Genomic DNA, 25,273 nt, shown 5'->3' with positions numbered 1-25,273 from the left:
TGCACACTAAACAGGCCATGGGCGCGGAATACAGGGCAGCGCCGGGATTGATGACCTGACTTTGAGGTGAAAAGGATGATCCAGTCACCTGGCGACGCAGTCGCCGACCAGATCTGGTGCGATCTGCACCTTCATTCCACAAACTCTGACGGCCACGTGGCGCCAGAGGATCTCATCGAAAAGGCACGGCGTGCGTCGCTGCGCGTGATGAGCATCAGCGATCATTCACGGCCGACATTTGACGCTGACCTGGAAGGCCTGGCGGCCCGCCACGGTATCACCCTGCTGCCGGGGCTCGAGATAAGCACGATGCATCATGGCCGCAAGTATCACGTCCTGGGTTATGGTCATGGTGTTCTCGATACGGAACTTCAGAAATTCGCATTCCTGCCGACGGCAGTGAAGAACGCAACGTACGAGCGGGTGATCGGGCGGCTGCGGGCGGAAGGAGTGGAGCTCCCTGCCACGGAGGACATGCTGGTCGGCATCCAAGAGGATGGCCCGCCGGCACATCCGGGGAAGTGGATGCTGAGTTCCACGCTGATCGGCCGGTACGCGGCGCACTCGCTCGGCATGGATCCCACTCGGGCCGCCGGCCTCGTGAAAGAGCGGTACAACCTTCTCAAGGGTCGTGAGCCGGACCGCTATGTGCCCGCCGAACGCATGATCTCGATGATTCGCGATGCCGGTGGGATTCCCGTGCTGGCACACCCGTTCTGGGAATGCACCGCCGGCAGAAATTCCTGGGACGGGGTCACAAGCGACCTGCGGCAGTTTTCGACCGTGGGCCTCGTGGGCTTCGAGGTGAGCTCCCGGCACGACTCGCAGATAGGGGAGGGGCAGCGTAGAGACGTCGCGAACGCGCTCGACCTCATCCCTTTCCGTAGCTCGGATTATCACGGGAACGGTAAGACCGAGATCGGCCAGTTTCCGATGCCGGTCGCACATTTGATGGAAGCGGCCCGGCGCTGCGGCGTCGTGATCCCACTACACGGAGTGGACGGCGGATGAGATTCTGCGGGATCAAGATCACACACGACGGAGCGGTCGCGGTCATTGACGACGGGCGCCTGATCATGTCGTGCGAAAGCGAAAAGATCGCCAATCGTCCTCGCTACTCCCGAATTGATGACCTGAGCGACGTGGAGCTTCTGCTCAGTGATTTCGGTTATGACCTGGCCGACATGGACGTCGTCGCCTTCGACGGCTGGCACCGGCCCTACAAGAAGCGCCGATGGGGCGGAATCGACGTTGAGATCCGGCTCGGCCCGTACGTCGAGGGCATCAGAGCGAAGACGCTCATCAATCCCGTCCGTGAGCGGACGCTGGACCTTGAATATCTGACCTTCCCGCACTACGCCGGCCATGTGGCCGCTGCCTATTGCACCAGCCCGTTCGCCGCGGCGGGCGAGCCGGCGCTGATTCTGAGCTGGGACGGCCTGATGTATCCGTATGTGTACAACTGCCGCGGAGATCTAGCCAAGCTCCAGACCGTCGGCCCTCTGTTCCCGTTGGTGGGAAACGCCTATCCGGCTCTCGCCGGGTCGTTCCCGCCTTTTTCCAGCCGTGGCCCGGGGCTGGAGAATCTCGGTCTGGCCGGCAAGATCATGGCGTATGCCGCGTTCGGCACACCCCGCGCTGAGGCGATGGAGAAGATAGCCGCAGCGCTCGACCGTTGCCACTCGGCGTGCCGTCAAGAGTCCGCCTTCGGCGACGACCAGGCGTTCCAGTTCGAGGCCGGCGTCGAGCGGCTGGAGAAGCTCGCCTCCGAACTGCACCTCGACGGTGTCCCACCGGCGGACATGATCGCGTCTATCGACCGGTATCTCGGCGATCGGCTGGTCGAAGGGCTTGCCCGAATGCAGCGCGCCGATCCCGGCACGCCGCGCAATCTGTGCCTGACCGGCGGGACAGCTCTCAACATCAACTGGAATCGCCAAATCCGCGACAGCGGGATTTTCGAGAACATCTGGGTGCCGCCCTTCCCCAACGACTCCGGTGTCGCGCTCGGTGTGGCATGTTGCGCCATGGCGGTCACCGAGGGGCGCTCGCAGGTCGAGTGGGATGTCTACAGCGGACCTCGCCTAGCTCCCTCACCAGTCCACTCGGACTGGACCAGCCGTCCGTGTTCCCCGTCCGAGCTAGCCCGGCTTCTGCATGAGACGGGGGAGCCCGTTGTTTATCTCACGGGAAGGGCGGAGCTGGGTCCACGAGCGCTCGGTCATCGGAGCATTCTCGCGCCGGCGACGGATGAGACCATGCATGACCGGTTGAACGCGATGAAGGAACGTGAGGATTTCCGCCCCATCGCGCCCGTCTGCCTGGAGGACGCCGCGCAGGAGGTCTTCGAGCCAGGCACGGCCGATCCTTACATGCTGTTCAGCCACCATGTCCGGGAGGCGTGGCGCGAACGGCTGCCGGCCATCTGCCATGTGGACGGCACGGCCCGGCTCCAGACGGTCAACGAGACGCAGTGCCCCGAGCTGGTGGAACTCCTGAGGGCCTACCACCGGATCAGCGGCGTGCCGGTGCTCTGCAACACCAGCGCCAACTTCAAGAACCGCGGCTTCTTCCCCTCCGTCGCCAGCGCGATGGAGTGGGGACGGACACGCTTCATCTGGTCGGAAGGGACGATCTATGAGCACCCATCCCTCTCATCCTGACTCTTCGCCAGCGGGTCCGCACGCGACCGCCGATCCACTCGCCACCAAGCGGCCGGCTCCCGCGCGGGAACGGGTCAGATGGCCGCTCGACCTCGGCCTGCCCGACCCTTCGACGTTCCCCCGCTCGGCCTTCCTGCACTTCGCCGGCCAGGCGCTCGCCGAGGGCGACACATCCCTGTTGTACGGAGGACCCGGCCGCGCCGGCATAGCGCGCGGGCACGCCGGGCTCCGGGCCGTCCTGGCCGACCGGTACGGCGGCGCCGGCGGCGCCGACGGTGTCATGCTGACGTCCGGAGCCGCGCACGCCGTCGAGTTGCTGTGGCGGGCGACTCTCAGCACTGGCGACACGTTCGCGGTGGAGGCTCCGACGTGGGGCGCGTCCATCCGGATTGGCCGTGCTCTCGGCGCGGAACCCCTTGCGGTTCCGATGGACCAGGACGGCATGCGCATCGACATCCTGGAACGCGGGCTCGCGGACCTGGAGGCTCGCGGAGGTCGTCTGAAGCTCGTATACGTGATCGCGGACTTCAACACTCCCACGGGATGGTCGCTTTCACTGCCACGCCGCCGGCGCCTGCTGCAGCTCGCCGAGGAGCACGACTTCCTGGTGGTAGAGGACCGGGTCTACGCCGAGTTGCGCTACGACGGCCCGGCGTTGCCCGCGATCTCCGCGCTGCACGACGGCGATCGAGTCGTCACCGTCGGCAGCTTCAGTAAGACGCTGGCTCCAGCTTTGCGTTGCGGATGGCTCAGCGCGAAGCCGGATCTCGTGTGCGCGATAGCCGCCACGCGAGAAGATCTCGGCTCCAGCCGCCTCACCGCCGAAATCCTGGAGCCCTTCCTCCGTACCGGTGGCTACGACCGGCATCTCAGCGACGTCACACGCCTCTACCGAGGCAAACGCGACACTGTCGTCTCGGCTCTGCGCACGCACTGCGGTGACGCGGTTCGCTTCGACATCCCGCACGGAGGCATGTTCTTCTGGATCGAACTCGCCGACGACATCGATGGTCGCCAGGTCATGGAGGAGACGGCCAGGGCCGGCATCCTCTGCCGGCCGGGAGAAGCCTTCTTCGGTGACGACGGAGATCACCAGCAGTGGTTCCGCATGGCCTTCACCAAGGTCGCGGAGCCGGAACTCGCCCGCGGCGTCCAGGTGCTAGGAGAGGCGATAGGCCGGAGCGGAAAACGTTCCGGGTCTCGCCTTTGAGAAGTCGGGTCCGGGGCGGCTCGAGCGCAGCGTCAATTCGGCTGAATGCGCGTAGGTAAACCGACGAGTCGGCGGCCCAGAGCCAGGGCCGCCTGCGATCAATCGTAAGGAGCGATGTCCGTCATGGGAATCAGCACTTCCGGCGCTGCGATCCGGATACCCCACGGAGAAGTGCTTCGGACAATCGGCGAGAAGCCTGAGAAGTTCGAGGGCGAAGAATTCTGGAACTGCAATATCGTGCGGTTCGGGGCGCAGACCCATGTGGTCAGCCACCGTGCCATCTTGACGCTCGTGGTCGTCTCAGCCTGCAACGCCGCCTGCAAGTTCTGCTCCAACGAGATCACCTTCACCCCGTCGGGGCCATATCTGACCTGGGGGCCCGCGCTCCAGCGGGTCAAGAGCTTCGCCCTGGCTTCTGGGGTCCGCAAGGTGGCGTTCACCGGTGGGGAGCCCACGCTCCACCCGCAGCGGATGTTCGACCTGGCGCACGCCGTGATTCCCGACTTCGACAAGGCGCGACTGCACACGAATGGCATCGGCCTTCGAAAAGAGGTCCGGACGCCTTGGGGCGAGGCCGCCCTTCTCGATGCGCTCATCCGGTCAGGTCTGTCGGGCGTCTCGGTGAGCGTCGCCCATCACGATCCGGAGGCCAATGCGGAGATCATGAGATTTGGTCCGTCATGGGCAGGGATGACTGACGAGGACCATCGACATGTCACCCAGCGTGCTTCTGATCGGTTCGCCCCGCGGCTGAGCTGTGTCATGACGCCGGAGGGCGTTTCCACCGTCGCGGACATGTTCGCCTACATGAAATGGGGGCGTGAGCTGGGATATCGGCGATTCATATTTCGTTCGTGCTCCGAGATCCCGGAGCCGTTCCGCAAGCCCACCGACTACTCGGCCTACAACGCTCAAGGCTATATCCCCATCGATCCGCTCGTGGCCGAGCTGGATGAGCTGCCGGAGCTGGAGAAGATTTTCGTTCAGCGTAAGAGCGACTCGAAGGTGGACTGCTACCGCTGGGGTGACATCGAGTTCGACGTGGATGAGTCGAGCGAGGAGCCGAACCCCGACCGCAAGATCAGGCGCATCAACGTGATGCCCAACGGCGTTGCGTACGTGTGCTGGATCGACCCGATGGCGGTCCTGTTCCCGGACGAGCGGCCTGCCGCCGCCGAGTCGATGAAGCGTGAGTTCGGTGGCCTCACCATTCTCGGTCAGTCGTGAGCCGCCGCCTACGTGTCGGCGTCATCGGTCTCGGGCGGGTCGCTCAGCTTCACCATCTTCCCAACCTTGCCGCATCACCTCGGGCAGAGGTGTCCGCTCTATGTGATCTGTCCCACGGCCTCGCCGGCGATGTGGCACGCGCGTATGGGTTGCCGTCGAGCGCTGTCGCATCGTCCGCCGGGGACCTGATGTCACGGGACGTCGACGCGGTGCTGATCGCGAACCGACATCACGGCCCGCTGGTCCTGCGGGCTCTGAAGGCGGGCTTGCACGTCCTGGTCGAAAAGCCGGTGTGCTGGGGGATGGACGAGGCGGCCGCGATCGAGCGGCAGGAACGTGCGTCTCGATCATCGGTGGTGGTCGGGTACATGAAACGGTATGACCCCGCGTTCTTGCGATTGCTGGACAGAACCGACCCGCCCATGTTGGTGCGCTTGCGCGTGTTCGCGGGCGCCCGGCACAAGCATGAGAGGCTTCATCAGAGCATCAAGGGCCGCGACGTCGCTGGGCACTCGGCGGCAGAGGCCGCCGCGGTCGACTCACAGATCACCGCGTCGCTCGGCGACGACGCTCCGGGGCGCGTCCGGGACGTGCGGACACTGGCCGAACTGGCGATCCATGACCTCAACCTCGCCCAGGCACTGGCCGGCCCCCTCACGCTCCGCGAGGCCCATCGGTTCGCCACGCCTTTCGGACCCGGCTTCACAGTGCTGCTGAGCGCGAACGGGATCCCGGTGCACCTGGAGGTCGTTCCCGACTTCGAGACAGCGCGGGACTGGGACGAGACCCTTACTGCCTACTTCCCGCACGAAACCGTGGAGCTGCGATTCGGATCGCCGTTCCTACGGTCGGCGCCGACCGTCCTCCATGAACGATGCGCGGCCGGCACCGACGTGGTGAACCGCGAGGTCATCGCCTCGCGCGACAGCGCCTATCGACTTGAGCTGGAGCATTTCATCGATTGCTCCCTGGGGATGGCCACACCACGAACGTCCGTCCTCGGATCCGTCGCCGACCTGGCGCTCGTCTACGAGATCGCCTCGCGTATGAGAGATCTGTGAGCCGATGACCCAGAGATGCTGGATCGTCCTGGACGTGGATGACACGCTGGTCGGCACGTACGAGACGGGATTCGCGAAGTGCCGGGAGGTCGCGCGCGTGCTGGACCTCGACGCGCCGGACCGCACGACCTTCTCCGCCCTCTACGGGGCCATGAGTTTCGACGAGTGCGTCAAGCGACTCCATCCAGGGGTGGACGCGGCGCGGTACGTCTCGGCCTACGACGCCCTCGCCACCCGATTCCCGCCCGTGCCCTTGTGCGACGGAATCCTGCTCCGTGACGCGGTGGAGAAGATCGGGGCCCGCATCGGAATCCTCACCAACGGCCCAGGAGAGAAGACCTGGGGCAAGCTGCGCGCCTGCGGCTTCGACGCATCCGATTTCGACTTCGTGGTCCACGCGGACAACGCGGCGGTGCTAAAGCCCGATATCGGATCTTTCATCAAGTTGGGGGCATTCGGGGTCGATTCGCGTGCCGCCTGGTACGTCTCGGACTCCGCGGCGGAGTGGCGCGCGGCCGAGACCGCCGGCTTCCGCTCCGTCGGCGTCGGCACAGGCCGTCCAGCCAGCAGCGGATACCTGCCCACGCTGCTGCTGCCGAACAGCTCTGTTTTGCCGGAGGTGGTTCCCCTGCTCGTGGCGGCAACGGGGTCACCTCATGCCGATCAGCCGGCCGCGGTGACGTTCGATGCGGGATTCACACTCGTCGAGCACATCCGGGACCCGGCGCGCGTGGTGCGGGACCATCTCGCGCGGTCGGGTCCGGCGCCGGCCACAGCCGAGGTGAACGCCGCTCTAGCCGGCGCGGCCGCCGTTCTCGCGTCGCCGCAGTCGTGGTGGGCGGATCCCGTCGCCGCGGACGGGACCCTGCGTCGTTTCTACGGAGAAGTGCTGAACGGCCTCGGCCGCGGCTCGCCGTCTGGAGCGGGCGCGATCCTCGGAGAGTACGTCAGCCCGGCGAACTGGCGCGCTCTGCCAGGAGCGAGTGAGGTCCTAGCCACGGCACGCGCGTCTGGCCGGCGCATCGGCGTTCTGTCGAACTGGCAGCCCTCCCTCCCGGAGGTCCTGACCTTGACCGGGCTGGACCAGTACGTCGACGTCATCCTTCCGTCCACGACCATCGGTGTCGCCAAACCGTCGCCGGAGGCGTTCCTCGCTGCCGCGGACGCTCTCGGCGTCACTCCCCGAACGTTGCTTCACGTGGGAGACCGACTGGCTGACGATGTTCTGGGCGCGTTGCGCGCCGGCTGCCGGGCCGCGCTGGTGGCAGGGCCTGTGTCCGAGCTGGCCGCCGCGTTCCGAACTGCGGGCGGCTGACGGGAAACCCCAACCGGCGGCCTGCGGGCTGACGCAGTCAGTTTCGGCCGAGCGAGCTCAACGTGGTGATGAGGCTCTCGACCGCCGCTGTCCCGTACGGTGGCCGGAGCCGGAGAATCACCAGATCGGCGCCGGCGGCCGCGAGCTGGGATACCTTTCTGATCGTCGTCTCCGGCGTGGAGCGTTCGGCGAGCACGGTCGCCGAGGTGGTGATTGCAGCCGGATCGCGAGCGAGACGGGTGCAGTATCGGTGCAGCAGCGCACGCTTGCGGGAAAACTCTGCCGCGCATTCGCCAGGGTAGTTCCAATGCTGTGCCCATCGCGCGGCGATGCGCAGCGTCCTCAGTTCGCCTTTGCCGCCAATGCAGATCGGCGGGTGCGGCTGCTGAACAGGAGGAATATCGCATTCTGCCTCGTCCATCGCGAAATGATGTCCGTGAGCTGAGAGACGGCCGCCGGACAGGAGCGGAATCAAAGCTGCGCATCCCTCTTCAAGCCGGTCCGCGCGGATGGGCGGCGCCCCCATGGAAATACCGTGTGGCCGGTGGTCGGCTTCCCGCCATCCAGCGCCGAGCCCCAGTTCGATCCGGCCCGCTGAGATGGTGTCGAGTGTCAGGGTCATCTGTGCGAGCAGCGCCGGATGCCGGCGCGCCACAGAGAGCACCATCGTGCCCAGACGGAGCCGGTGCGTGGCCTGGGCGAGCGCCGACAGGATCGTCCACGCCTCGTAGCACGGCCCGGCCGCATCCACGGCGGTCGCCGAGAAATGATCGAACACCCAGCCGGACTCGAAGAAATCTGTTTCGTCGGCGGCCTGCCACATTTCCAGAAGACTGGGCCAGGACGGGACCTGCTCGGACAGGATGGGCATGAATGCGAATCGCATTCCCCCATTGTAGGCGCGAATTCATCGATAACAATTTCCTGGTGGCGCTCCCTGCCTGCGCCTGTCATTTTACAGGGGCGGTCCGATATTCCAGAATCGTGACCATGGGTAACTCGAACAGGCCCGAGTCGGTAGATGATCTGCAAATCTCCTTCAATCAGATGACCGCTCGGGACCTTCCCTTGGAGACCACAGCCCGTATCGCCCGCGAGACGGGCTTCGAAGGGATCGGAGTTCTCCCCGCCACCATCGATCGACTCGGCGCGCGGGGCGTGGCCGCCGTCCTGGACGCGGAAGGGCTGAGAGCGACCAGCGTGTCGGCCTTCGTCGGCCTCATTGATCCGAGCCCCGAAGCCCAGATGGCGCGCATGACCGCGGCGGCGCGCATGCTGGCGGCCGCGGCCGAGCTCGGTGTTCCACTGGTCACGGTGGTCGGAGGCCCGACCCCGTTACTCAGCCCGAGGCAGGCATGGGAAAGGGCGCTCACCGCCATGGACGAGCTGCTGGAGCGAGCGGAGCAAGAGGGGGCCGAGGTGCTCGTGGAGCCGTTGCACCCAGTCCTCGCCGGCGAATCGGTCGCGACATCGGTGGCGGACGCCCAGATGCTCATCGGGCGGAGCGACGCCGGCGGCATCGTGGTCGACACCTGGCACGTGTGGTGGGATACCCAGCTTCGCGAACAGGTGCGTAGAGCCGGCGGGCGGATACGGATCGTTCACCTGTCCGATTGGGCTGCCGGGCCGGGAGCGGGCCTCGATCGCGTGCTGCCAGGCAAAGGGATCTCGGACCTGCCGGCGATCTGCGCCGATCTGCTCGACGGCGGCTTCGGCGGATGGTGGGAACTGGAGATCCTTGCGGAGAACCTACGGGCCGAAGACCAGGTTTCGCTGATCCGCGCCTCGTACAACTCCGCGCGCGAGGTGCTGGGTACGGCGCTGTCGTTGGCCAAGGAGAACGGCGCGAGAACGGAGTCCGGGCAGTGAGCCTTTCGAGAGCCGACCAGGAAGCGGAGGACATCCTTCAGGGAGCCGTCTTTTCCGAGGAGGCACTCGCCCGAACGATGCGGAGAGAGCTGATCGAACGATTGGCCGAGCACCACCGTACGCGGGTGCCACTACGCGTTTTCGCGGGCTATGACGCGAGCCGGCCCAATCTCCATCTCGGACACACCATCACCATGCGGAAGCTGCGCTTGTTCCAGGAACTCGGGCACGACGTCGTTTTCCTGGTCGGCACGCTCACCGCGCAGATCGGGGATCCTTCCGACCGGTTGTTCGACCGGCCGCGCATCCCTCGCGAACAGGTCGTCGAGGCGGCGTCCACGTTCGTCGACCAGATGTCGCTCATCCTCGATCCGGAGCGCACGACGGTCGTGTACAACGGAGACTGGCTGAGCGACGTGACTCTGTCCGAGATTCTGGCCGCAGCGTCAGCGTTCACCGTCCAGCAGGTGACGAGTCCGGCGGCGATCAGAGGCCGGATCAAGTCCGGCAGACCGGTTGGCCTGCACGAGCTTTTGTATCCGCTCATGCAGGGATATGACGCACTGCATCTGGATGCGGACATCCAACTGGGCACAGTAGGCCCCATCTTCAACATCCTCGCGGGCCGCCGCCTGCAGCGGGTCCGCGGCCGGCGACCGTGTGTCGGCATCACCTATCCGACCCTTTGGGGGACTAGAGGGCACCGGCGGATGTCGAAGCGTGAAGGCACTCACATCGCATTGACGACGGATCCGACCGAACAGTTCGCCAAGGTGATGAGCATCGACGACGAGACCATGCGTCAGTGGGTGACACTCATTTCGTCCTGGTCGCCTGGCGAGGTGCGGTCGCGTCTTCAACGCTGGGAGTCGGGAGCTCTGCATCCCATGACTCTCAAGCAGGAACTGGCCCACGACATCGTCCGCACGTACCACGGAGAGGCCGCGGCGACCGGAGCCAAGGAAGCCTTTCTCCGCCGCCGGAGGGACCGGCATGATCCGGACCCGTCGATGGCGGTGGCCCTTGACCTGGCTCCGTGCCCGCTCCTGGAGGTCGTCCTGTCCGTCGACTCCGTCTCGTCCAGACGGCAGGCTCTGCGCCTCCTTGGAGACGGCGCCGTGCGCGTCAACGGTGAGAAGGTCCTGGGGGAAGGCTTCCGGGTCTCTTCAGGAGACGTGATCAGCGTGGGACGGCGTCACCTGTTCGTCCTGCGGCCGGCTGTCCAAGAACCTTGACCTGCTGCTCGACACACCCCTCGACGATGTGGATGATGTCAGCCGTGGTGGACGCCTCCCACACCGGCTCCAGCGGCACCTCCACCTCGAACAGCTCTTCGAGCTGAGTACAGATCTCAAGGACCGTCAAGGAGTCCGCTCCAAGGTCGAAGAGATTGTCTGTCATCTCCACCGTGTCCACGAGCAGAACCGCCCGGATGATCCCGGCCACCTCGGCGGACACACTGTGCAGATCTTCAGGCACGGTCGATCCCTTTCTCTCTTTGTGCAACTGCGGAAGGGCCGCGCTTGCACACCTGTTCCACGACCCGGCCGCAATAGTACGCATCTGCCGGGATATGGCGAGCAACACAATATGGATGGCGTTCCGGCTGGACGGAAGAGCAGGAGGCACTGCAACATGCTGTTCCGTACGGAATGCGACTGGCCTTTGGAGTGAGCTCGTGAACGATCGCGCTGAATCCACCCTGACGTTCGGGCAGGAGCGACTGTGGTGGCTTCAGCAACTCAGCCCTGACAGCAGCTCCTACAACGTGGGGATGGCATTCCGATTTGCTGAAGGCGCGGATGAACGGGCCTTGAGCGCGGCCCTGACGCGGCTGGTCGGGCGCCATGACGTCTTGCGCCTGAGGTATGTGGCAGACAAGGACGGCGTCCCGCGCGGCCGGCTGGAAGACGACTTCGAGATCCCATTGGCCCGGCTGTCCGCCACTGGCGGCCGCGATTGGCAGGAAGTCGTTGGCGGAATGGCGCGCAAACCCTTCGACCTGGCCGGAGGGCCGCCGATTCGTGGTGCGGTGATTCATTCTCCCGACGGCTCCGACGTGCTTTTCCTGGCTCTGCATCACATCATCATCGACGGATCGTCTCAACGAATCCTGCGCCGCGACCTTGCGGCGTTGTACAAGGCGGAATTGCTGGGAAAGACAGCCTGTCTGCCCCCGTTGAATGTCGGATATCTGGATTTCGCGGTGACCCAGCGAAAGCAGATGGGGGTGACGGAGCTCGCCTCTCATGTCGACTACTGGTCTGCCGAATTGCTCGGCTTCGAGCCCCTTGACCTGCCGGCGGATCATCCTCGCCGCCCGGAGGCCGGCCTCGACGGCGCGAAGGTGGAGCTCACGCTTTCGAGGCGGCGAACGTCGGATCTGCAGGCTTTGGCCAGTCGCGAACGATGCGCTTTCTCCAGCGTGGTGGTCGCCCTGTTCGACGTGTTGCTGTCCATCCACTCGGGTCAGCATGACATCACGATCGGCACGGTGCTCGCCGGACGGCGCCGAGGCACGTTCAACGACGTACTCGGCTACTTCGCCAATACCGTCGCCCTGCGGGTGGACCTTTCCGAGGCGGCGAGCTTTCGTGACGTGGCCCGCCTCGTTCACACCAAGCTGAGGAAGGCCCACGCCCACCAAGAGGCGCCGTTCGAGCGGGTGGTGGCGGCCGTGCAGCCCGCACGTCAGCCGGGCCGGCACCCGATCTTCGACGTGATGGTGATCCACCATGGCGAAACGGCCGCGCGGGGATCCTCCGCACTCGATCCCCGGCTTCCGGAGTGGATACGGTGGAACGAGCCGGAAATCCGCTTCGATCTCGAGGTGGACACGATCGTTCTGGACGGCTGCCTGACCATCGCGCTGGGCTATCGCGAAGACATCTTCAGCCGGTCCACGATAGATCGGCTCGGCACGCAGTTCACCCGGATCGTGGAGCAGGTGCTCGACGATCCGAACCGGCCGCTGGAGGAGCTGTCGCTGCTCGGGCCGGACGACGCTGAGAAGGTTCTGGACGAATGGAACCGGACGAGCCGAGCGGCAGGGCCGGCATCCATCCTGGAAGCCTTCGCCGAGCGAACCGCCGCGGATCCGAGCGCGACAGCCGTGGTGTGCGACGACGCCGCGCTGACCTATGCCGAGCTGAACCGGCGCGCGAACTGCCTGGCCCGGCTGCTGATCGCGCAAGGAGTCGGTCCCGAGCAGGTCGTCGCGCTGGCCATGCCACGCTCCTTGGACCAGGTCATCGCGCTCTTCGCGATACTCATCGCTGGGGGCGCCTGTCTGCCGATCGAGCTGGACCATCCACCCGGCAGGATCGCTCGGCTTCTGGACACCGCACAACCGGCTCTGCTCCTGGCCACCAGCGCCACGGTCGGCTCGCTGCCGGACTCAAGCGTCCAGGTCCTGGTCTACGACGATGTCCCTACGGCACACTTCCTGGCTGGGTCCTCCGGCCTGGAAGTGCTCGACTCGGACAGGCTCGCGCCCCTACGGCCGGATCACGCGGCCTACGTCATCCACACCTCCGGCTCGACGGGTGAGCCGAAGGGAGTAGTGGTCTCCCACCGGAGTCTGGCCAACCTGTATACGACCCAGGCCACCGACCTGTTCGGGCGGCACGCCGCGGGCCTGGGCGGGCGGCTGAAGGCCGCTCTCACCGCGGCCCTGTCGTTCGACACCTCCTGGGAAGGATTTCTGGCCATGGTGGCCGGACACGAGCTGCATCTGATCGCAGACGACGTCCGGCGCGATGCCGAGGCCCTGGTCGCGTACGTGAAAAAGCGCCGGATCGACTTCATGGATCTGACCCCGTCCTATGCCGACGAATTGCTCTCCGCCGGGTTGCTCTCCGATCCCCATGACGCGCCGTCGGTTCTCATGCTTGGTGGAGAAGCCGTCGGGCAGAAGCTGTGGGACGCGCTCGGGTCCGCGCCACGCACGACGAGCCTCAACTACTACGGGCCCACCGAATGCACGGTTGACGTGCTGTCGTGTCCATTCGCTGACAGCGCGCGGCCCCTCGTCGGCCGGCCTCTCCGGAACATGTCGGTCTACGTACTCGACTCCAAGTTGCGGCCGGTGCCACCCGGTGTTCGCGGAGAGCTGTACGTAGCCGGTGCGCAGTTGGCGCGCGGCTATCTGAACCAGCCCGGGCTCACCGCCGAGCGGTTCGTGGCGAACCCCTTCGGACCGGCGGGGGAGCGGATGTACCGTACGGGAGACCTCGCCCGCTGGACCTCTGAGGGAGCGATAGAGCATCTCGGCCGGGTGGACGAGCAGGTCAAGATCAGGGGCTTCCGCATCGAGCCGCGAGAGATCGAACTCGCCCTGGCCGAGCACCCCGACGTCACGCGAGTGGCTGTGGTGCCCCGGCAGGTGAAGCCGGATGATCGCCGCCTGGTCGCGTACGTGGTGCCGCGGGCCGGCCGGCCTGACACCGAGGCGCTGCGCCGGCATGCTGCCGAACTGCTGCCGGCTCACATGGTTCCCACTGCCTTCGTCTCCCTGGACCGGCTGCCGCTGACCACCAGTGGCAAGCTCGACCGGCGTGCGCTGCCGTCCCCCTCGATCGACGTCGGCGACGGCGGTCGTCTGCCCCGGTCACCGAAGGAGGACGTGCTCCGCAGCCTGTTCGCCGAGGTGCTCGGCTTTCCCCAGGTCGGTCCGGACGACGATTTCTTCGACCTCGGCGGGCATTCGCTGCTGGCCATGCGCCTGCTCAACAAGATCCGATCCGCCATCGGTGCGGAGCTCGCCATCCGCGACATCTTCGAGCACCCGACGGCGGCAGGGCTGGCGACGGTCCTCGCAAGAAGCAGGGGCGCACTCCCCGCCCTCACACCACGGTCCCGGCCCGAGCGGCTGCCACTGTCACCCGAACAACAACGGCTCTGGCTGCTCACCCAGACCGACGGACCGAACGCCACCTACAATGTCCCCAGTAGCTGGCGTCTCTCCGGTCTCCTGGATCCAGACGCGCTGCGCGCCGCGTTGCACGATGTGGTCGAGCGCCATGAGAGCTTGCGTACGATCTTCCCAGGCGAGGCAGGTCAGCCCTGCCAGCGGCTGCTGCCGACGGTCGATGCCCTCGTCGAGCTGCCTGTGGTCGATGTGGACGAGGACCATCTTCAACCTGCCATGAACACCCTGGCACGAGCTCCGTTCGATCTCGACACCGACCTCCCGCTGCGATGCCGGCTCTTTCGCCTCGCACCCGACGAACACGTGTTGCTCCTCGTCATGCATCACATCGCCTGTGACGGCTGGTCCATGGAGCCGTTCTACAGGGACCTGGCCACGGCCTATTCGGCGCGTCGAGAAGGCACGCCACCGGCCTGGGAACCGCTTCCGGTTCGGTACTCCGACTACACCCTGTGGCGCCAGGAACTGATGGGTGACGAGGCCGATTCGAACAGCCTCACCGCACGGCAACTGCGGTACTGGCGGCTGGCCCTGGACGGACTGCCTGAGGAACTGCCCCTCCCGACCGACCGCCCTCGACCGGCGAAGCCCACCAATCGTGGCGAGACCGTACCGATCTGCTGGGACGCCGAACTCCACCGGCGTTTCCGCGAAGTGGTGCTCAAGGCGCACGCCAGTACCTCGATGGGGTTGCAGGCAGTTGTCGCGACCCTGTTGTCGAAGCTCGGCGGCGGCACGGACATCCCCATCGGCGGGGTGGTGGTCGGGCGCCGGTCCGAAGCCCTGAACGACGTGGTGGGGTTCTTCGTCAACACGCAGGTGCTCCGGTACGACCTCGCGGGCGAGCCCACGTTCCTGGAACTGCTGGCACGGGTCCGGGAGACCGACCTCGCCGCTTACGACCATCAGGACTTGCCCTTCGAGCATGTCGTCGAACTGGTCAATCCCACCCGCGCGGCAGCTCGCCATCCGCTTTTCCAGGTGATGCTGGTGGTTCAGCCCGCGACCGGTGAGCAGTTGTCCTTGCCGGGAGTCACGACGTCCTTCATGCCGGCGGGCACCGGCACCGCCAAGTTCGATCTCACGTTCATTTTCTCGGAGCGAACGCATGGCGGCGTGACGGGATGCGTGGAGTACAGCTCCGATCTCTACGACCGGCGAACGGTCGAACTGCTGGTCCAGCGGCTGACACGGCTGCTTCAAGCGGTCACTCTGGAGCCGGAGCGGCCCGTCGGCGACCTCGGCATCATGTCCGACGAGGAACGCCGCAACGCGCTGGTCACGTGGAACGACACGGCGCACGCCGTCCCTGACGTCACCGTGCCGGAGCTCTTCCAGGTCCATGTTCATAGGAGTCCCGACGCGGTGGCGCTCTCGTCGGGGGACCGTGTGTTGACCTATGCCGAACTGGCCGCGTGGAGCGACCGGCTTGCGGACCTGCTCATGAGCCACGGGGCGGGCCCCGAGCAGCGGATCGCCATGTTGCTCGACCGATCGGTCGAAGCCGTGGTGGCGACCCTGGCCATCCTGAAAACGGGTGGCGCCTACGTGCCGCTGCACCCGGCCGATCCGCTGGAGCGCATGCGGCATGTGGTGCGGGAGGCCGCACCATGTTTGATCGTCGCGGATTCCCGCGGAGCGGGTCGTGCCGGAGAACTCGGCGTGCCCGTTCTCGTCATTCCCCCCGACGAGGGAGGTTCCCGAACGGTCACGCCGGTGAAGGTCGATGCCGCGGACCTCGCGTACGTCATCTTCACCTCCGGCTCCACGGGCGCCCCCAAGGGAGTGGCCGTCACCCATCGGAATGTGGTGAAGCTCGTCTCCGACCGTCGCTTTCGTTCCACGGCGCACAGGCGCGTGCTGCTGCATTCTCCGCTCGCCTTCGACGCGTCGACCTACGAGTTGTGGGTGCCGCTGCTGACCGGCGGGCAGATCGTCCTCGCGCCGCCCGGTGAGCTGGACGTGCAGGTCCTGGCACTGACCCTGAAAGACAGCGAGGTCACGAGCCTTTTCCTGACCTCCGGCCTGTTCCAGCTCGTCGCGGACCTGAATCCGGCGTGCCTGGCCCGCGTCCTGGAGGTGTGGGCAGGTGGCGATGTCGTACCCGCGGCAGCGGTCCGTCGCGTGCTGACCCATTGCCCCGGAACCGACGTGATCAACGGCTATGGCCCCACCGAGGCCACGACGTTCAGTGTCAGTGGACGCGCCGCGCCCCTTCCATCGCTGGGCGAGGTCGTTCCCATCGGCACGCCGCTGGACAACACCTGCGCCTATGTCCTCGACACGAGGCTGCGGCCTGTCCCGCCCGGTGTGGTGGGGGAGCTCTACCTCGCTGGAGCCGGCCTGGCACGGGGATATGTGAAGCGCCCGGCGACCACGGCAGAACGCTTTGTGGCCTGCCCGTTCGGCGCGCCTGGCAGCCGGATGTACCGCACAGGCGACCTGGTCCGATGGACCGACAGCGGTCGGCTGGTCTTCCTCGGCCGTACGGACGCGCAGGTCAAGATCAGGGGCTATCGGATAGAACCGGGTGAGATCGAAGCGGCGCTGGTCAGGCACCCGGCAGTACGGCAGGCCGTGGTGACGGTGCGAGAGGACCGGGCCGGTGACAGGCGGCTGGTGGCGTACGTGGTCACCGGCTCGGGCCAGCACGTGGATGCCGCGGCGATCCGTCTTGCGCTGTCGGTCCATCTTCCTGACTACATGATCCCGTCCGCGGTCGTCGTCCTCGACAGGCTGCCGTTGACACTGAACGGCAAGCTGGATAGACGGGCACTCCCGTCGCCGCAACACGCCGCTCTGCTGGAGTCTCGCCCTCGGACACCCCGTGAGGAGACGTTCTGCGCTCTCTTCGCGGAGACGCTCGGACTGGAAGCGGTCGGCCCCGGCGAAGATTTCTTCGAGCTGGGAGGCCACTCGCTGCTGGCCAATCGCCTGGTCAGCGCCATCCGCGCCGGTCTGGCCGAAGAGCTGACCGTCATGGACGTCTTCGAGCACCCGACCCCGTCCAAGCTCTCGGCCGTCGTCCCCGCGGGTGAGAGCAGGCCATCCCTTCTCGCCGGTACCCGCCCGACACCGGTTCCGCTCGCCCCGACTCAGCAGGGGCTCTGGTTCCTCAACCAGGTCGCCGCCTACCGGGCCGCTTACAACGTGTGTTTCACGCTCCGCGTGCGCGGACCACTTGATCTGGTGGCCCTGAGCGCGGGGTGGAATGACGTCCTGGACCGGCACGAGATTCTCCGCACCGTCTTCCCCGAGAAGGACGGCGTGCCGTACCAGCACATCGTGCCGACCGCGCAGGCCGCGCACGGCATCCCGCTCGTCGAGGTGACGGGGGACTCGCTGGATTCATGGCTCGCGGCCGAGACACAGCATGAGTTCGACCTAAAGACCGATCTGCCGTTCAGGCTGGCCGTGTTCCGGCTGGACGCCGTTGAACACATCCTGTCCATGGTGATCCACCACATCGCTTTCGACGGGGCCTCCGCGGGCCCGCTGATGCGCGAACTGGCCGCGGCATATGAGGCACGTAGCCAGGGCGTGGCGCCGGAACCGCCGCTTCCCGCTCAGTACGCCGACTTCGCCGTGTGGCAAGAGCACTTGCTCGGCACGGCCGAGGAACCGACCCTTTTGGCATCGCGCCAGCTCGAGTTCTGGAAAGCAAGGCTGGCCGGCCTGCCGGAGGAACTGGCACTTCCGTTCGACCGCCCCAGAAGCCTGTCGGGCGGATCGGCCGAGGACACGGTGTCCGTCCGATGGAGCTCGGCTGAGCGTTCCCGGTTCGTCGCGGCGGGACGGGCGGCCAGGGCGACACCGTTCATGGTGGCCCAGGCCGTGGTGGCGGCTCTGCTCACGAGCCTCGGGGCGGGGACCGACATTCCCCTTGGCACTCCGGTGGAGGGCCGCGGCGATGCGGCCCTGTCGGATCTGATCGGGTACTTCGTCAACACCATCGTGCTGCGCACCAGTACGGCCGACAGCCCGACCTTCCACGAGCTGGTCCAGCGGGTTCGACGGGACGACCTCGCCGCGTTCGAGTGTCAGGACCTCCCGTTTGAACGCCTGGTCGAAGCCCTCAATCCCGTTCGCTCGGTCACCCGCAATCCACTGTTCCAGGTGATGGTGGTCTACACCCCGGAACGGGATGTGACGCCCGCACTCGGCGCCACCGACATTCAAGTGATGAGGACCGAGGCGGGGTCCGCGATGTTCGATCTGGTCTTCGATTTCATCGAACTTCCCGGAGGAGACGGGCTTGAGTGCCGGCTCGTCTACAACACCGGGTTGTTCGACGTCTCGACTGCCGTGCGAATAGCGGAAGCGCTACAGCGGTTCGTCGAAACACTATGCGCGGACGACAGGAGGAAAATCGACTCCGTCGTCATCGGTCCCCTCGGCCGCTCACCGGATGAGCCGGTCAACGAGGCCGAGGCCGAGCGCGCCCGGCACACACTGGTGGTGCCGCGGAGCCGGCCGCCCATGGACGATGTGCTGGTCACTCAGATTCTCCGCAACGCCTTCAGCGAACTCCTGGGCGGCGCGCGAGTCGGTGTGGAAGACGACTTCTTCGAGCTGGGAGGTCATTCTCTGCTCGCTGTCAGGCTGATAGGCCGGATCCGCTCGCTGCTCGGCGTCGAGCTCGGGATAGAGGATGTCTTCGCGGCACCAACGGCGAGTCGGCTGGCCGCGGTGGTCAACAGCCGCGATGAGGCTGTGGACGCGCTCGGTGTGGTGCTTCCCATCCGGCAACGTGGCAAGGGCCTCCCGCTCTTCCTCATACACCCTGGGATCGGCCTGAGCTGGTGTTACACCGGATTCTCCCGTCACCTTCCCACGATTCCGTTGTACGGACTGCAGTCCAGAGCGGTCCGAGATTCCCGGCAGCAAGCAGGCGACCTGAACCAGATGGCGGAGGACTACCTCGATCAGGTGCGCAAGATCCAGCCGTCCGGGCCTTATCGCCTGGCCGGATGGTCTTTCGGCGGAAACGTCGCGCACACCGTGGCGGCAATGCTGAGCCGGGCGGAAGAGGAGGTGCAACTGCTGGCGATCATCGACGCCTATCCGTACGGTGGTGCGGCCCACTCCGACCCGACACCACAGGCGGTGCGAGAAGATCTCGAGACGGTGCGGCGCCTGCACCTGGGCTTTGAGGTGTCCGAGGCTCTGGACGATGCGTGGGTCGGCCACCTGGCCGAGGTGCTGTCAGCTAACAGCAGGCTCGTCCTCTCCCACCGGCCACCCGTTCATCGAGGCGATGTGGTCTTCCTCCGCGCAGAGGGACATCCCGAGTCACCCTCCGTGCAGCCGAGGGCCTGGCGGCAGTACGTGACGGGGAATATTTACGTCCATCCCATCGCGGCAACGCACGACTCCCTCATGAGCGTGGTGCCACAAGCGGAAATAGCCGTGGTCCTACGCCACTACCTGCAGGAGAACGTCTGATGTCCAACCCATTCGAGGACCCCGACCGTATGTATCGCGCTCTTGTGAATGAGGAGGGCCAGTACTCGTTGTGGCCCGACCACCTCCCTGTGCCGCACGGCTGGGAGACCGTGTACGGCCCGGCGGGCCGCGACGAGTGCCTCGGCCACGTCGAGCGAGAATGGGCGGACATGCGCCCCGCCAGCCTCATCCGCTCGGCCACGAGTGGCCCGCGATGAGCGGTATCGACATCAAAGGGCTCACGCGCACGTTCATCAAGGGAACATCCGAGGTCGCGGCCCTGCGGGAGATCAACCTTTCAGTGCCCGCGGGGGAGGTCCATGGGTTGCTGGGGCCGAATGGAGCCGGCAAGACCACGCTGTGCAGAATTCTCTCGACGGTTCTTCTGCCGACGTCGGGGGTCGTGCGGGTGTCCGGCCATGACGTGACCACTCATGCCGCTCAGGTCAAATTGTCGATCGGGATCGTATTCGGTGGGGACCGAGGCCTCTACGAACGATTGACCACCCGCCAGAATCTGGATTTCTGGGCCGCGCTCTATGGGCTGAGCGCTTCGGCCCGCAGCAGACGCGTGGACGCGCTTCTCGAGCGTGTCGGTCTGAGCGAGCGCGCCCGCGACAAGGCCCATACCTTGTCCCGCGGGATGAAGCAGCGATTGCATCTGGCCAGAGGACTGGTGTCCGAGCCTGCCGTCCTGATCCTCGACGAACCCACCGTCGGCATGGATCCGGTCTCCGCGCGAGACTTCCGCACGCTGGTGCGCGAACTGCGGACAGGTGGACGCACGATTCTGATGACCACCCACGACATGGCCGAGGCTGCCGCACTGAGCGACCGCGTGTCCCTGATCGACCACGGGAGGCTGGTGCTCACCGAGCGCCCGGACGCGGTGGGAAGCTGGGTGACCTCCCATGAGCGCCTCGACGTGCGAGGAGTGCCCGAGCCCGTCCAGGCCGATCTCATCGCCGCGCGGGGCGTGCTTTCGGTCACGGACCTGGATGCTGGGCAGCGCGGTGCGTTGCGGATCGAGACCGAGAACACAGAGGCGACTCGGGCTGTCCTGCGCCGGCTCGTTGAAGCCGGAGTGACCGAGATCGCGTTCAGCCGGCCGGATCTGGAAGAGGTGTACCTACACCTGGTCGGAAGCCGCGGAATGGCGGTGGACGGATGAGGCGTCCGGTGATCTCGCTGTCGCGGATGAAGCCGATCGGCTTGTGGGTGGGCTTTCGGCTTCAGTTGGCCGAACTTCGTACGCAGGCCGATATTTTCTATGCTTTCGTCACTGCACCATGCTTTGCGCTGATCTTCATGTCGATCGCGGAATACACCGGACAGCGCCACATGGCCGTATCCGCGCTGATCGCTCCCACCCTCATGACGATGTGGGACGCTGCGCTGACCTTCTCCGGGGACATCATCGGTGATGACCGCGAGAATGGCAGGCTGGAGCCCTTGGTGGCGTCTCCCGCGGCATTCTCCCCCGTGTTGTGCGGTCGTCTCCTCGCGTGCATGACGTTGTCGCTTCCCGCGTTCACGTTGTCCGTACTGGTGGCTGGGGTGATCTTCGATCACTGGATCGTGATCCATCACCCGTTGTTGTTCGTCGCGACCCTTCTGGTGACCGGGTTGGCCACCGCGGGAACCTCAACCGCGCTGGCCGCCGTATTCGTGGCCTCGAGCGGGGCGCGGATCATCCAGAACACCTTGTCGTACCCCATTTTTCTGCTCGGTGGTGTCGTGGTGCCCACCTCCGCCTTCCCGGACTGGCTCGAATCCGTGAGCGGGCTCGTCTACCTGTCGTGGAGTGCCGATCTCCTGCGAGCGGCCCAGGAACCCGCGCCCATCGACGCGGCCGCGGCCCGGCTGGTCGCGATAGCTCTGCTTGGAGGCGCCGCTCTGGGCATCGGCCGCGTGGTCATCGCGCGTCTCCTTCGCCAGGCGCGTCACCAGGGCACATTGACGCGAGTGTGAGGAGAAGAGCATGACGACGGTGCTTCAGGCCCTGCGGACTCTGAGCCAGGCAAGTGTGATCGCCCGGGCCGACATGAAAATGATCTACACCTGGAAGACGTGGCTGGGCGCGTGGCTGGTCCGCTTGCTGTGCCAGGTCGCGTTCTACGGGGTGATCGGCGCCTCGATCGACGTCGGCGAGTATCAGAGATTCGTCATCCTGGGTGCCGTCATGGTAATCAGCGCCACCGAACCGATGGCGGCGGTCGCGTCCACGACGTGGGATCGGGTCGCCGGTACGACTCCTCTCCTTGCCGCGTCGCCGGTTTACCTGGGGTTCTTCTACTTCGGACGCAGCATTCAATGGCCAGCCTCCGCATGTGTGACCACTACGACCGCGCTCTTGGTCATGTCTCCGATTTTCGGGGTCGCCTGGTCCGCGAGTGACGTTCCCACGGCGATTCTGCTCATTGCGTTGACCTCGTTCGCGACCTACGGTTTGGCCCTTGCTCTGGGGGCAGCCGCGCTCATGGTGGCGGGGGCGCGCAACATCATCAGCAACGTCACGGTCATTCTTTCGACGGCGTTCTGCGGAGTGGTCGTTCCGGTGAGCTTCTGGCCTCCGCCGGTCGGCTGGGTGGTTCAGGCGGTCCCCCTCACCCACGGTGTGAACGCGATTCGTGACCTGGCAGCGGGAGAAGGCGCATCAACGGTGGCCGCCTCGGCGATGCTGATCGTCGTGACCGGTGTCGGCTGGGTAGGCCTCGCCTTTCTGGCCAATCGCATCGTGTTCGCCTACTCCCGTCACGGCGGGAGGTTGAGCAGCTGACATGACAAGCGCCCCTCCACAACAGCCGACTCTCGATGAGGAGGAATAGGCTTTGCCGACCAGGATGGATATGGACGGTGCCGAGCCGGGCGACCGGTGTCCGCCCGCCGGTGACAGCGGCCCCCCGGGCCCAGCGTGCTCCTACAACGAATGGGATCTGCTGGAGGAGGCCATCGTCGGAATAGTCGATGACGCCAGCTTTCCCACGTGGCATTTGGTGCTGAAGCCGGTTCTGCCCGCCGGTCAGCAGGAGAACTTCCGCAGGCACTCCGGGCAGGAATCTCCGGCCGAGCAGGTGTCGGCCGCACGAAGGGAACTGGATGAGTTCTGCCGAATCCTGCATCGGGAAGGGGTGAAAGCTCGCAGACCCGAGCCCATGCCGCAACGGCTTCGCTACAACACCTTGCACTGGGCTAGCACCGGGATGTACGCCGCGATGTCCTGGGAAGCGCTGCTGGTGATCGGAACAGAGATCATCGAGTGTCCGATGGCATGGCGGTCGCACTATTACGAATCCCTCGCATACCGTCTCTTGCTCAAGGAGCATTTCAAGAACGGGGCCCGCTGGAGCGCGGCGCCGAGCGAGCTCCGGGACGAACTGTTCGATCACGAGGGAGCCGTCTCATCGCCGAGCTCATCCCCGCGGCTGGTGGTCAAAGAGTTCGAGCCGACCTTTGACGCCGCGGACTTCGTACGGTGCGGGCATGACATCTTCACGCAGAAGAGCCATGTCACCAATGAGTTCGGCATCGAGTGGCTGCAACGTCATCTGGGTGGCGGCTATCGCATCCATGTGCTCGAGTTCAACGATTCCCAGCCGATGCACATCGACGCGACCCTGATGCCGTTGGCGCCCGGCAAGTTGCTCATCCATCCAGAGCGGGTGCCGAAGGTGCCGAGCATGTTCAAAGGTCGGGATGTGCTGAAGGCTCCGATTCCTGTGCTGCCGGACAGTCATCCACAGTATTTCACGAGTAAATGGCTGAACATGAACATTCTGATGCTCAACCAGAAACGTGTGGTCGTCGAGCGGCAGGACGAACCGATGATCGCCGCGCTGCGTAAGTTCGGGTTCAGCTGCGTCCTGTGTGACTTCCGGACTTTCTTCACGTTCGGCGGGTTCTTCCACTGCGCCACGCTCGACGTGCAACGCAGGGACATGCTCGAGTCCTATTCTGAGGGGTGCACATGCAGATAAGGAAGCTGCCGATGACCGAGCAGCAGACGGTGGCACGCCTGCACGAACTGTTCGAAGAGCAGGTGAGGCGGAACCCGGACGCCCTCGCGGTGCTGCACAGGGGCCGGCGCATGTCGTACGGCGAGCTCAACGGCCAGGCCAATCAACTCGCGCATCACCTCATAACGATCGGCGCGGAGCCGGAGGTGATGGTGGGACTATCCGTCGAACGTTCGCCGAGTATGTTGGTCGCGCTCCTGGCCGTCGTGAAATCCGGCGCGGCATTTCTTCCCATCGACCCGGTGCACCCGGCCGAGCGGGTCCGCGCGATGCTGCAGGATGCCCAGGCGTCCATCGTCATCAGCGGCTCGCTGCCGTCATTCCCCGTTCCCGCGGGAGTTCGGCTGGTCCGCCTGAACGACGACGCTCACATCATCAGACGGCAGCCCACAGAAGATCCCGGCGTCGATGTGCGTCCAGAGAACCTTGCGTACTGCATCTTCACGTCCGGATCCACCGGACGGCCCAAGGGCGTGGCCGTATGCGTCGGCAGCCTGGTCAATCACGCGAAACACATGACAGTGTCCCTTGGGATCCAGCCAGGCGATCGCTTCCTCCAGTTCTCTTCACTGAGCTTCGACGCCGCCCTCGAAGAGATCTTCCCGGCGTTGATCGGGGGAGGCGCGCTGGTATTGAGTGCCCCTCAAGTTCCTCCGATCTGGCAGTTCATGGAGATCCTGGCGAACGAGAGGATCTCCATCGTCAGCCTGCGGTCGTCGTACTGGCACCACTGGGTCGATGAGCTTTGTGAAACTGAGCCGGACAAGCCGGGCAACCTGCGGTTGGTGATTATCGGCGGCGAGCGGATTCTCGCGGAGAAGCTCCGCCAATGGCACACCCTGTCCTGGAGTGATCAGGTGGAGTTCATCGCCGATTACGGTCCCACCGAAACGACGATCAGCTGCACCACTTACGCCGGCCCGCCCGAAGCGAGCTGGCCCACGGTCCCGCTGGGCGTGCCGATCTCCAATGTCGAGACTCACCTTCTCGACGACGAGCTCGAACCGGTTCCCACGGGCGTGATCGGAGAGCTGTACATCTCCGGCGCGGGTCTCGCACGCGGATACATCAACCGCGCCGGGATGACCGCGGAAAGATTCGTAGCCGCCCCCTTCGGTGCCCCCGGCAGCCGGATGTACCGATCAGGAGATCTTGGCTACCAGCTCCCGGACGGCCGGATCCAGTTCGTCGGCCGAGTAGATGACCAGATCAAGGTTCGCGGCCATCGCGTCGAACTTGGGGAGATCGAGGCGGTCCTGCGTTGCTTTCCGGACGTCCGCGATGCAGCCGTGGTCGCGAGCGAGATCACGCCTGGCGACATCCGGCTCGTCGGATACGTGGTCGCCAAGACCTTTTCCGAGCCGCGGCTGAGAGAGTGGCTAGCGGAACGTCTTCCCCCCGTGATGATCCCGGCGAAGCTCGTCGCAGTGCCGCGTCTGCCCCGATCGGTCCTGAGCGGCAAGGTGGATCGGACGCGGCTCTCGAACTGTACGAAGCTCGAATAACCTGCTTCTCATGGCCTGTTTCCGCGTGGGTG

Annotated in this window: 17 protein-coding genes; 15 read left to right on the top strand and 2 right to left on the bottom strand. The window is 65.6% G+C overall.

Going from position 1 to position 25,273, the window contains the following annotated elements:
• Positions 1-75 precede the first annotated feature (75 nt).
• The 6 genes from ACIHFD_RS36070 (at position 76) to ACIHFD_RS36045 (ending at position 7,476) form a co-directional block, all read left to right on the top strand.
• The gene (locus tag ACIHFD_RS36070; RefSeq protein ID WP_397370778.1) at positions 76-1,011 is read left to right on the top strand and encodes a PHP domain-containing protein; all 936 of its coding nucleotides are present in this window, start codon (positions 76-78) and stop codon (positions 1,009-1,011) included.
• Entirely contained in the window at positions 1,008-2,663 is a 1,656-nt protein-coding gene (locus ACIHFD_RS36065; RefSeq protein WP_397370777.1) for a carbamoyltransferase N-terminal domain-containing protein, read from the top strand. Before ACIHFD_RS36070 ends, ACIHFD_RS36065 begins: the two co-directional genes overlap by 4 nt.
• Positions 2,638-3,873, top strand: coding sequence for a PLP-dependent aminotransferase family protein (locus tag ACIHFD_RS36060; protein ID WP_397370776.1), 1,236 nt, complete (start codon positions 2,638-2,640; stop codon positions 3,871-3,873). Before ACIHFD_RS36065 ends, ACIHFD_RS36060 begins: the two co-directional genes overlap by 26 nt.
• Before the next feature lie 123 nt (positions 3,874-3,996).
• A complete protein-coding gene (locus ACIHFD_RS36055) occupies positions 3,997-5,100 on the top strand; it encodes a radical SAM protein (protein WP_397370774.1) in 1,104 nt (367 codons plus the stop codon).
• Positions 5,097-6,161 (top strand): Gfo/Idh/MocA family protein, encoded by a 1,065-nt coding sequence (locus ACIHFD_RS36050; protein WP_397370773.1) that lies wholly within the window; start codon positions 5,097-5,099, stop codon positions 6,159-6,161. The genes ACIHFD_RS36055 and ACIHFD_RS36050 overlap by 4 nt, the downstream gene beginning before the upstream one ends.
• A 34-nt stretch (positions 6,162-6,195) precedes the next feature.
• Positions 6,196-7,476, top strand: a complete 1,281-nt coding sequence (locus ACIHFD_RS36045) for an HAD-IA family hydrolase (protein WP_397370772.1) — start codon at positions 6,196-6,198, stop codon at positions 7,474-7,476.
• A 37-nt stretch (positions 7,477-7,513) separates the two neighbouring features.
• On the opposite strand, the gene ACIHFD_RS36040 is transcribed toward ACIHFD_RS36045, so the two are convergent.
• Positions 7,514-8,362 (bottom strand): LLM class flavin-dependent oxidoreductase, encoded by an 849-nt coding sequence (locus tag ACIHFD_RS36040; protein WP_397370771.1) that lies wholly within the window; start codon positions 8,360-8,362, stop codon positions 7,514-7,516.
• A gap of 104 nt (positions 8,363-8,466) precedes the next feature.
• Here ACIHFD_RS36040 and ACIHFD_RS36035 point away from each other — a divergent pair, with 104 nt between their 5' ends.
• Positions 8,467-9,345: a sugar phosphate isomerase/epimerase family protein gene (locus tag ACIHFD_RS36035; RefSeq protein WP_397370770.1), complete on the top strand. Its 879-nt coding sequence runs from the start codon at positions 8,467-8,469 to the stop codon at positions 9,343-9,345.
• Positions 9,342-10,580, top strand: coding sequence for a tyrosine--tRNA ligase (tyrS, locus tag ACIHFD_RS36030; RefSeq protein WP_397370769.1), 1,239 nt, complete (start codon positions 9,342-9,344; stop codon positions 10,578-10,580). The genes ACIHFD_RS36035 and tyrS overlap by 4 nt, the downstream gene beginning before the upstream one ends.
• Here the strand turns inward: tyrS and ACIHFD_RS36025 are convergent.
• Positions 10,525-10,974: a phosphopantetheine-binding protein gene (locus tag ACIHFD_RS36025; RefSeq protein WP_397370768.1), complete on the bottom strand. Its 450-nt coding sequence runs from the start codon at positions 10,972-10,974 to the stop codon at positions 10,525-10,527. The two genes, tyrS and ACIHFD_RS36025, sit on opposite strands and share 56 nt — an antisense overlap.
• A 49-nt stretch (positions 10,975-11,023) precedes the next feature.
• Here ACIHFD_RS36025 and ACIHFD_RS36020 point away from each other — a divergent pair, with 49 nt between their 5' ends.
• From ACIHFD_RS36020 to ACIHFD_RS35990, 7 genes are all read left to right on the top strand, one after another.
• Complete coding sequence (locus ACIHFD_RS36020; RefSeq protein ID WP_397370767.1) at positions 11,024-19,720, top strand: amino acid adenylation domain-containing protein; 8,697 nt, start codon at positions 11,024-11,026, stop codon at positions 19,718-19,720.
• The gene (locus ACIHFD_RS36015) at positions 19,720-19,938 is read left to right on the top strand and encodes an MbtH family protein (protein WP_397370766.1); all 219 of its coding nucleotides are present in this window, start codon (positions 19,720-19,722) and stop codon (positions 19,936-19,938) included. Before ACIHFD_RS36020 ends, ACIHFD_RS36015 begins: the two co-directional genes overlap by 1 nt.
• Positions 19,935-20,891, top strand: a complete 957-nt coding sequence (locus tag ACIHFD_RS36010; protein WP_397370765.1) for an ABC transporter ATP-binding protein — start codon at positions 19,935-19,937, stop codon at positions 20,889-20,891. The genes ACIHFD_RS36015 and ACIHFD_RS36010 overlap by 4 nt, the downstream gene beginning before the upstream one ends.
• Positions 20,892-20,899: 8 nt before the next feature.
• Complete coding sequence (locus ACIHFD_RS36005; protein WP_397370764.1) at positions 20,900-21,691, top strand: ABC transporter permease; 792 nt, start codon at positions 20,900-20,902, stop codon at positions 21,689-21,691.
• A gap of 10 nt (positions 21,692-21,701) precedes the next feature.
• On the top strand, positions 21,702-22,499 hold the full coding sequence (locus ACIHFD_RS36000; RefSeq protein ID WP_397370763.1) for an ABC transporter permease: 798 nt from the start codon (positions 21,702-21,704) through the stop codon (positions 22,497-22,499).
• A 70-nt stretch (positions 22,500-22,569) separates the two neighbouring features.
• Positions 22,570-23,697: a hypothetical protein gene (locus ACIHFD_RS35995; RefSeq protein WP_397370762.1), complete on the top strand. Its 1,128-nt coding sequence runs from the start codon at positions 22,570-22,572 to the stop codon at positions 23,695-23,697.
• 11 nt (positions 23,698-23,708) lie between these two features.
• The gene (locus tag ACIHFD_RS35990; RefSeq protein WP_397370761.1) at positions 23,709-25,241 is read left to right on the top strand and encodes an amino acid adenylation domain-containing protein; all 1,533 of its coding nucleotides are present in this window, start codon (positions 23,709-23,711) and stop codon (positions 25,239-25,241) included.
• Positions 25,242-25,273: the final 32 nt, after the last annotated feature.

The sequence above is a fragment of the Nonomuraea sp. NPDC051941 genome, from assembly GCF_044593615.1.
Note: the sequence above shows the minus strand (reverse complement) of the source record. Positions and strands in the feature narration are given on the sequence as shown.

What these genes read in the sequence shown, in the direction of transcription:
- ACIHFD_RS36010 (WP_397370765.1), top strand. Translation starts at nt 19,935, where the DNA reads ATGAGCGGTATCGACATCAAAGGGCTCACGCGCACGTTCATCAAGGGA.
- ACIHFD_RS35995 (WP_397370762.1), top strand. Translation starts at nt 22,570, where the DNA reads ATGGACGGTGCCGAGCCGGGCGACCGGTGTCCGCCCGCCGGTGACAGC.
- ACIHFD_RS36035 (WP_397370770.1), top strand. Translation starts at nt 8,467, where the DNA reads ATGGGTAACTCGAACAGGCCCGAGTCGGTAGATGATCTGCAAATCTCC.
- ACIHFD_RS36060 (WP_397370776.1), top strand. Translation starts at nt 2,638, where the DNA reads ATGAGCACCCATCCCTCTCATCCTGACTCTTCGCCAGCGGGTCCGCAC.
- ACIHFD_RS36070 (WP_397370778.1), top strand. Translation starts at nt 76, where the DNA reads ATGATCCAGTCACCTGGCGACGCAGTCGCCGACCAGATCTGGTGCGAT.
- ACIHFD_RS35990 (WP_397370761.1), top strand. Translation starts at nt 23,709, where the DNA reads ATGACCGAGCAGCAGACGGTGGCACGCCTGCACGAACTGTTCGAAGAG.
- ACIHFD_RS36065 (WP_397370777.1), top strand. Translation starts at nt 1,008, where the DNA reads ATGAGATTCTGCGGGATCAAGATCACACACGACGGAGCGGTCGCGGTC.
- ACIHFD_RS36055 (WP_397370774.1), top strand. Translation starts at nt 3,997, where the DNA reads ATGGGAATCAGCACTTCCGGCGCTGCGATCCGGATACCCCACGGAGAA.
- ACIHFD_RS36015 (WP_397370766.1), top strand. Translation starts at nt 19,720, where the DNA reads ATGTCCAACCCATTCGAGGACCCCGACCGTATGTATCGCGCTCTTGTG.
- ACIHFD_RS36040 (WP_397370771.1), bottom strand. Translation starts at nt 8,362, where the DNA reads ATGCGATTCGCATTCATGCCCATCCTGTCCGAGCAGGTCCCGTCCTGG.
- ACIHFD_RS36000 (WP_397370763.1), top strand. Translation starts at nt 21,702, where the DNA reads ATGACGACGGTGCTTCAGGCCCTGCGGACTCTGAGCCAGGCAAGTGTG.